The sequence below is a fragment of the Gordonia sp. i37 genome (genome assembly GCF_002043085.1).
In the GTDB taxonomy this organism is placed as follows: Bacteria; Actinomycetota; Actinomycetes; order Mycobacteriales; family Mycobacteriaceae; genus Gordonia; species Gordonia polyisoprenivorans.
Genome location: NZ_MVPX01000309.1, coordinates 1 through 7,196 on the forward strand (window position 1 = coordinate 1; position 7,196 = coordinate 7,196).

Consider the following 7,196-nt stretch of genomic DNA (forward strand, 5'->3'; position numbering starts at 1 on the left):
ACGGCAGGGCCTCGTAGAGGTGCGACGCCATCTCCTTGCCGTCGAAGCTCGCCCCCTCGCGCAGCGTCACCGCCGCCATTCCGGCCTTGCCGTCGGTGCCCGGGACCTCGACGCCGAAGACCACCGACTGCGCGATCGACGGGTGGCCGTCGAGCCCGGCCTCGACCTCGGTGGTCGCGACGTTCTCGCCCTTCCAGCGGAACGTGTCGCCGAGTCGGTCGACGAAGGCGATGTGGCTGAAGCCCTGGTCACGAACGAGATCACCGGAGTTGAACCAGGCGTCGCCGTCCTTGAAGGCATCGCGGACGATCTTCTTCTCGGTTTCCTCCGGATCGGTGTAGCCGTCGATCGGGACGCGGTCGTTGATGCCGGAGATGAGCAGGCCCGTTCCGCCGCGTTTCACCTTGGTCAGCCGACCGTCGGCGTTGCGTTTGGGCTTGCCGTCCTCGTCGTACTCGACGATCGCGTACGGCAACGGACAGAACCCGGCGGTGCGGCTGGCGCTGAAGGCGTTGACGAACACCAGGTTCAACTCACTGGCCCCGTAGAACTCGACGATCCGGTCGATGCCGAACCGCTCGCGGAACTCGTCCCAGATGTCGGGGCGCATGCCGTTGCCGACCACGAGACGCACGCTGTGGGCGCGGTCGGTCGGCTTCTCCGGCTGCGCCAACAGATAACGGCACAACTCACCGATGTAGCAGAACGCCGTGGCGCGATTGAGGATGACGTCGTCCCAGAATTTCGACGCCGAGAAGTGTTTGCCGATGGCGATACAGGCGCCCGAGGCGAGCACCGAGGACAACGACACCGACAGTGCGTTGTTGTGATAGAGCGGCAATGGCACATACATGGTGTCGCTGGCGCGCAGGCGCACCGCGAGGCCGCCGATACCCGAGAGACTGGCCAGCCACCGGTTGTGGCTCATCACGCTGGCCTTGGGCAGGCCGGTGGTCCCGGAGGTGAAGATGTAGAACGCCTCGGTGGATGCCGGCAGGGTCGCGGTGACCTGCGGGTCGGCCTCCGACCGTCCCTGCGCCGCGGCATCGAGTGCGGCGAAGTCGAGAACGTGCTCGGGCAGTGCGCTCTCGGGAATCGACTCGAAGGCCTCCGCGCAATCCGGGTCATGGACGAACACCCGGGCCCCGAGGAGCTTCATGCTGTGCTCGAGGACGTTGCCGCGCTGGTTGTAGTTGATCATCCCGGCGATCGCGCCGAGCTTGACCGTCGCGAGCATCACGAACAGATCTGTTGGGCAGTTCTTCGACAGGATCGCCACCACGTCGCCGGTCTGCACACCCTTCTCGGCGAGCACGGCGGCGTAGCGGTTCACCGTCCGGTTGGCCTCACCGTAGGTGGTCGACTTACCGCCGAACCGCACGAACGGCCGGTCCGGGTGGTTGGCGGCGTGCTGCGCGAAGATCAGGCCGATGGTGCGCTTGGCGTCAGCGGGCCGCCTGATCAGCCCGGGTGCGTGCTTGATCATCTGGGGCGCCTGCGGCGCCATCTTGAGCACGCCTTTGAACAGATCTGTGATTCCGACGGTGTCCTGGGACGACATCGACTTACTCGCTCTCCGGTTGGACGACGATGGCGCGCGCTGTCCGCCGCGAACACACGACGCCAGCTCGTGTGCACACCTTACCGGTCAGTAGCATGACGCAGCGCACCCTCTACCGAATCGGTGACGACGAGCCGGTCCAGCGAACTCTGTGCGACGAATCCCGGCGCCACCAGACCCTGTAACCACGACAACAGCGGCGTGTAGAAACCCACCGGGTCGAGCAGCACCACGGGTTTGGTGTGCATGCCGAGGAATCCACCGGTCCACGTCTCGAACAACTCCTCGAGCGTGCCGATACCACCGGGCAACGTGATGAAACCGTCGGCCCGATCGTCCATCAGCTTCTTGCGTTCCCGCATGGTGTCGGTGATGACGAGTTCATCGGCGTCGAGGTCGGCGACCTCGCGCTGCATCAGGGTCCGCGGGATGATCCCGACCGTCGTACCGCCGGCCGCGCGCGTGGCGTCGGCGACCGCACCCATCATCGACACATTGCCGCCGCCGGAGACCAGCGTGTGTCCGCCCGCCCCGATCGCGGTGCCGAGTTCGGCCGCGAGATCCAGATACTCCTGCCCCACATTGCGTCCCGACGCGCAGTACACGCAGATCGCGCTCATCAGTCCCCCACTCTCTCGCTGTCTGTCCGCGGACCTCATGGTCGGCGAATGGAGTGTTCGTGTCGCCCGGCCGGTGCGTTCCGTGCGTGGCCGGGGCCGTGCCGGTCGGGGCAGCCGGTCAGTCGGCCTCGCCACGCGCGGCGAGGCGCTGCGCCGCCGCCCGGATGACCTCGACCGCCTCGTCGGGTTCATCGACGACGGTCACCAGATCGAGATCCTCGGGCGAGACCATCCCCTTGGCGACGAGGACCTCGCGCATCCAGGCGAGCAGCCCGGCCCAGTGCTCGCGGCCGACGAGCACGATCGGGAACCGGACCACCTTCTTGGTCTGCACCAGGGTCAGCGCCTCGAAGAGCTCGTCGAGCGTGCCGAGACCGCCGGGCAGACAGACGAAGGCCTGGGCGTACTTCACGAACATCGTCTTGCGGACGAAAAAGTAGCGGAAGTTCATGCCCAGGTCGACCCAGGGGTTCAGATGCTGCTCGAACGGCAGCTCGATGTTGAGTCCGATCGACGTCGCCGACGACTCGTGGGCTCCCTTGTTCGCGGCCTCCATGACGCCCGGCCCACCGCCGGTGATCACGGCGTAGCCGGCCGCGCCGAGGGCTCGGCCCACGCGCACCGCGAGCTCGTAGTCGGGTGAGCCGGGTCGTAGTCGCGCGGACCCGAATACCGTGACCGCCTCGGCGACGTCGGAGAGGGCATCGAAACCCGCCACGAATTCCGACTGGATACGCAACACGCGCCACGAGTCGCGCATGGTGCGCTCGGCCCGGCGCTCGGCGTCGCGCGGATCGACCCACTCGAGCAGCCGACGGTCGGTGGTGCGCTCGTCGCCGTCGGTGCGGCGCACGCGCATGGGGCCGATGTAGCGGGTGCCCTGCTGATCCTCGATGTCGACGTCGGTGACCGGGTCACGTTCTGCGGGCTTGCTGCCAGAAGTCGTCTCGCTGCCAGAAGTCGTCTCGCTGCCAGAAGTCGTCATGGGCGTAACGCTAGCGCGCCCGGCCGATGTCCCCGCCGCACCGACGGGAACCCGGTGCGCGTCAGTTCAGCTCAGGTAGGTCCGCAACAACTCGGTGACCTCGCGGATCTGGGCGACCGGGACGCGTTCGTCGACCCGGTGGGCCAGGCTCGGGTCCCCCGGTCCGAGGTTCACCGCGGGAATACCCAGAGCCGAGAATCGTGACACGTCGGTCCAGCCGTACTTGGCGCGGAATCGCCCCTGCGCGGCGTCGACGAGTGCCGCGGCAGCCGGATGCGACAGGCCGGGCAACGCGCCTGCGGCGGAATCAGTGAGTTCGAGCGTCACCGCACCGGAGGCGAGCGGCCCGGCGAACACCTCGCGAACGTGGTCGAGTGCGCTCTCGATGCTGTGGTCGGGCGCGAAACGGAAGTTGACGTCGACGTGGGCGGCGTCGGGTACGACGTTGCCGGCCACCCCGCCGCCTATCCCGACGGCCGAGAGCCCCTCGCGGTACTCGCATCCGTCGATGTCGACGCGGCGCGGCGAGTACCCGGCGAGGGTGGTGAGCACCTCCCCCAGCTTGTGAATCGCGTTGTCGCCCATCCACGCTCGCGCCGAATGTGCCCGCGTCCCGGTCGCTGTCAGGCGTACCCGCAGAGTGCCTTGGCATCCTGCCTCGATCTGCCCGGCCGTGGGTTCCCCGAGGATCGCCACGTCGCCGGAAAGCCACTGCGGCAGTTCACGTTCGATGACCCCCAGCCCGTTGTACTCGGCGGCGATCTCCTCGCAGTCGTAGAAGATGAGCGTGAGGTCGTGGCGCGGATCGGCCAACGTCGCCGCGAGATGCAGGAACACCGCGTCACCGGATTTCATGTCCACGGTTCCGCACCCGTGCAGGACCTCGCCCTCGGCGGTGTCGTCGGTGCGCCGGCTCGGCAGATTTCCCGCGACCGGCACCGTGTCGAGGTGCCCGGCGAGGATGACCCGGCTGTCGAGCCCCCGGTCGGTGCGCGCGAGCACCCGGTTGCCGTGACGGACGATCTCGAAGCCGGTGGTCTGCTCCCGGAGCGCGGATTCGACGGCGTCGGCGATGGCCGTTTCGTCCCGGGATTCACTGTGGATGTCGACCAGCGCCGCGGTCAGGTCGATCGGATCGCCATGGAGGTCGAGAGCATTCACGCCCCCACCGTAACGAAGCCGATGGCGCGGCGCCGAAAAGGGTTACACCCGCGTGGTTTACATCGCACGGGTTACACCACAGGGGTCATAAAGGTCGAAGCTCGGCGGCGCCGAATGACACGTCGAACTGCACACACCACAGCACCACCGCCGGGAACCGGGCGAGGTCGGTGGTCGCGGGCACCGCATACACCTGGTCGCCACGGTTGCCCTTGATCGGGCCGAGGTCGACGCGCGGGGCGCCACCTGCGGTACGCCAGCCGGCGAAGCCGCCGATCACCTCCCCGGCCGAGAGCCACACATGCACATCGGGGCCGGTGGTCGTGTCGAGGTTCTCGATGGCGAGAATCCTTGAGCCATCCGGCTTCTCGATGATCGACAGGGTGCCCGTGGTGTCGTGTTCGTGGCTGATGAAGGTCCCGGACGAGAGCACCACGGGCGTGGCCGGTGGCGCGCCCGACGCCGGCGTACCGCTCGCGGCGACCGGGATCTCGTCGGCGATCTCGGTGTCGACGAAGACCAACCACGGCTTGAAGATCACGCCGCCGATCACCACCACTGCCAGCCCGGCGAGCACCCACGGCCATCGCCGGCGTCGGGCCCGCCCGCCCTGGTGCGGAGTCCGGAGTCCACGTTCGGCCATGATGCGACAATACGGACATCGCACGGTCGCGACCAGCGCGTTCGGCCGTTCGGATGATGGCTCGATCGTGTCCGGAGATGATCGGCGAAACGCCTACTCGGCTGTCGTGACCGTCGTAGCGTGGAGGTGTAGCGGAGTGTTTCGAACCGAGGAGATGATCGCCATGTCCGCTCGTTCTCATGATTCCCATCGTTTTCACGATTCCCACGGTCAGCATCCTTTGGGAGTGTTGGCGTTCTTCCTGCTCATCGTCGGTTTCGCGAGCCTCGCCGTGCTGCTCGTGTCGGTGGTGGTCGGCAACACCGCGCTGGCCGTCACCGCCGCCGTCGTCGGGCTGGTGGCCTTCGGTGTGGCCGCCACGACCATGACCATGCTGGGCCGGAAGTTGCATCACAGCGCACTGATCCCCGACTACACCGACACCGAGACGGAGCACTACCTGCGCGACTATCGACACGGTGCTTGATCTGGCGGCTCCGCCGCGGCTTGATCCGGCTGCCAACCGGACGGCGCCCCACCGGTAAGCTCGGGTGCCGTGACGAACAATGGTGCACACGCAGTCGGAATCGCCACGGTGACCAACGGGGGTTCCGCTGATCCCGGCGTCATCCTCGACGTCTGGTTCCCCGAGCCGCAACTCGGTACGAGTGAGCAGAGCGGCACGACGATCCTGGACGACACCGCGACCCCCGGTGATCTTCGTGACCTGGTCGGTGTCGACGCGGTCCGCAGGGTCAAGACCGTGGCCGTATCGACCACGATCGCCGATCTGTCGGTACCGCCGGTCGATGCCTACGACGTCTACCTGCGTCTGCACCTGCTCTCGCATCGTCTCGTTGCGCCGCACGGCACCAACCTCGACGGCATCTTCGGCCTTCTCGCCAACGTGGTGTGGACCAATCACGGCCCCTGCCCGGTCGAGGGATTCGAGAAGATTCGCGCCGGACTGCGCGCCCGCGGCAACGTGACCGTGTACAGCATCGACAAGTTCCCCCGCATGGTCGATTACGTCGCGCCCGGCGGTGTGCGCATCGGCGACGCCGACCGCGTCCGGCTCGGCGCACACCTTGCGCCCGGCACGACGGTGATGCACGAGGGATTCGTGAACTTCAACGCCGGAACCCTCGGCGAATCGATGGTCGAGGGCCGCATCTCGGCGGGAGTCGTCGTCGGTGACGGCTCCGACATCGGCGGCGGCGCGTCCACGATGGGCACACTGTCCGGCGGCGGCAAGGAGCGCATCGTCCTCGGCAAGCGCTGCCTGCTCGGCGCGAACTCCGGCTGCGGCATCCCCCTCGGCGACGACTGCGTCATCGAGGCCGGCCTCTACGTCACCGCGGGCACCAAGGTCACCGGGCCCGACGGCACCACCGTCAAGGCCCGCGACCTCGCAGGCCAGTCCAATCTGCTGTTCCGTCGCAACAGCCTCAACGGCGCCGTCGAGGTGGTGCCCTGGAAGGGCGACGGCATCGCCCTCAACGAGGCCCTGCACAAGAACTGACACACACCACAGCGCGCCGGGGACCTGTCCGAAACGTTCAAGACACCCGGGGTGCGGTGACCATACGGTGATCGCATGACCGACACCGCACGCATTACAGGACCGATCCTCGACGCCCTGTCCATCGTCGTCGCCGACATGGCGGCCACCGTCCATTTCTATACGCTTCTGGGTCTGCAATTCGAGCCCGGCGCCGCCGATGCCCCCCACGCGGAGAGTGCGGTGGGCCCGATGAGGATTCTCTTCGACACCCGCGCCGTCGTCGGCTCGTTCATGCCCGGGTGGACCGAGCCCACGGGTGGCCATCGGATCGCGCTCGCGTTCGCCTGCGCGACCCCGACCGATGTCGATGCCGAGCACGCAACGCTCGTCGCCGCCGGGCACCGGTCGATACTCGAACCGTTCGACGCCGTCTGGCATCAGCGGTATGCGGTCATCGCCGACCCCGACGGCAACCCCGTCGACCTCTATTGTCCGCTGGTCTGAGCGCCGCCGGTCCACGCCGTCGGCGGCGCGCCGGTGAGTTCGGCGAAGTCGCGGCACATGTGCGCGTGGTCGGCGTACCCGGCACGCGCAGCGATACCGATGAGATCCTCCCCGGCGTCGTCGAGTAGCGCCAGCGCAGTCCGCATCCGCAGGATCCGGGCGAGCGTCTTGGGGCCATACCCGAAGTGCTGCAACGACATCCGATGCAGGGTGCGCGCCGATACCGACACCGTGTCGGC

Annotated in this window: 9 protein-coding genes; 3 read left to right on the top strand and 6 right to left on the bottom strand. The window is 67.6% G+C overall.

Features of this window, described 5'->3' with window-relative positions:
• The 5 genes from B1964_RS15015 to B1964_RS15035 all read right to left on the bottom strand — a co-directional run.
• On the bottom strand, window positions 1-1,561 hold a 1,561-nt coding region (locus B1964_RS15015; protein ID WP_079930338.1), incomplete at its 3' end, for a long-chain-acyl-CoA synthetase.
• An 80-nt stretch (window positions 1,562-1,641) separates the two neighbouring features.
• Complete coding sequence (locus B1964_RS15020; RefSeq protein WP_079930339.1) at window positions 1,642-2,181, bottom strand: TIGR00730 family Rossman fold protein; 540 nt, start codon at window positions 2,179-2,181, stop codon at window positions 1,642-1,644.
• A 118-nt stretch (window positions 2,182-2,299) separates the two neighbouring features.
• Complete coding sequence (locus B1964_RS15025) at window positions 2,300-3,166, bottom strand: TIGR00730 family Rossman fold protein (RefSeq protein ID WP_079930340.1); 867 nt, start codon at window positions 3,164-3,166, stop codon at window positions 2,300-2,302.
• A gap of 66 nt (window positions 3,167-3,232) precedes the next feature.
• Window positions 3,233-4,327 (bottom strand): succinyl-diaminopimelate desuccinylase, encoded by a 1,095-nt coding sequence (gene dapE, locus B1964_RS15030; RefSeq protein WP_006367633.1) that lies wholly within the window; start codon window positions 4,325-4,327, stop codon window positions 3,233-3,235.
• Between the two features lie 85 nt (window positions 4,328-4,412).
• A complete protein-coding gene (locus B1964_RS15035; protein WP_253194010.1) occupies window positions 4,413-4,970 on the bottom strand; it encodes a DM13 domain-containing protein in 558 nt (185 codons plus the stop codon).
• A gap of 163 nt (window positions 4,971-5,133) precedes the next feature.
• Between B1964_RS15035 and B1964_RS15040 the strand changes: the two genes are divergently transcribed.
• The 3 genes from B1964_RS15040 to B1964_RS15050 all read left to right on the top strand — a co-directional run bounded on the left by B1964_RS15040 (window position 5,134) and on the right by B1964_RS15050 (window position 6,957).
• Window positions 5,134-5,436: a hypothetical protein gene (locus tag B1964_RS15040; protein WP_026919991.1), complete on the top strand. Its 303-nt coding sequence runs from the start codon at window positions 5,134-5,136 to the stop codon at window positions 5,434-5,436.
• A gap of 69 nt (window positions 5,437-5,505) precedes the next feature.
• Complete coding sequence (gene dapD, locus B1964_RS15045; protein WP_079930342.1) at window positions 5,506-6,471, top strand: 2,3,4,5-tetrahydropyridine-2,6-dicarboxylate N-succinyltransferase; 966 nt, start codon at window positions 5,506-5,508, stop codon at window positions 6,469-6,471.
• A 75-nt stretch (window positions 6,472-6,546) separates the two neighbouring features.
• Window positions 6,547-6,957 carry a VOC family protein gene (locus B1964_RS15050; RefSeq protein ID WP_079930343.1) on the top strand — a complete coding sequence of 137 codons (411 nt, stop codon included), beginning with the start codon at window positions 6,547-6,549 and terminating at the stop codon, window positions 6,955-6,957.
• Here the strand turns inward: B1964_RS15050 and B1964_RS15055 are convergent.
• The coding region (locus B1964_RS15055) for a helix-turn-helix transcriptional regulator (protein ID WP_139765744.1) at window positions 6,939-7,196 on the bottom strand (258 nt) is incomplete at its 5' end. The genes B1964_RS15050 and B1964_RS15055 overlap by 19 nt on opposite strands.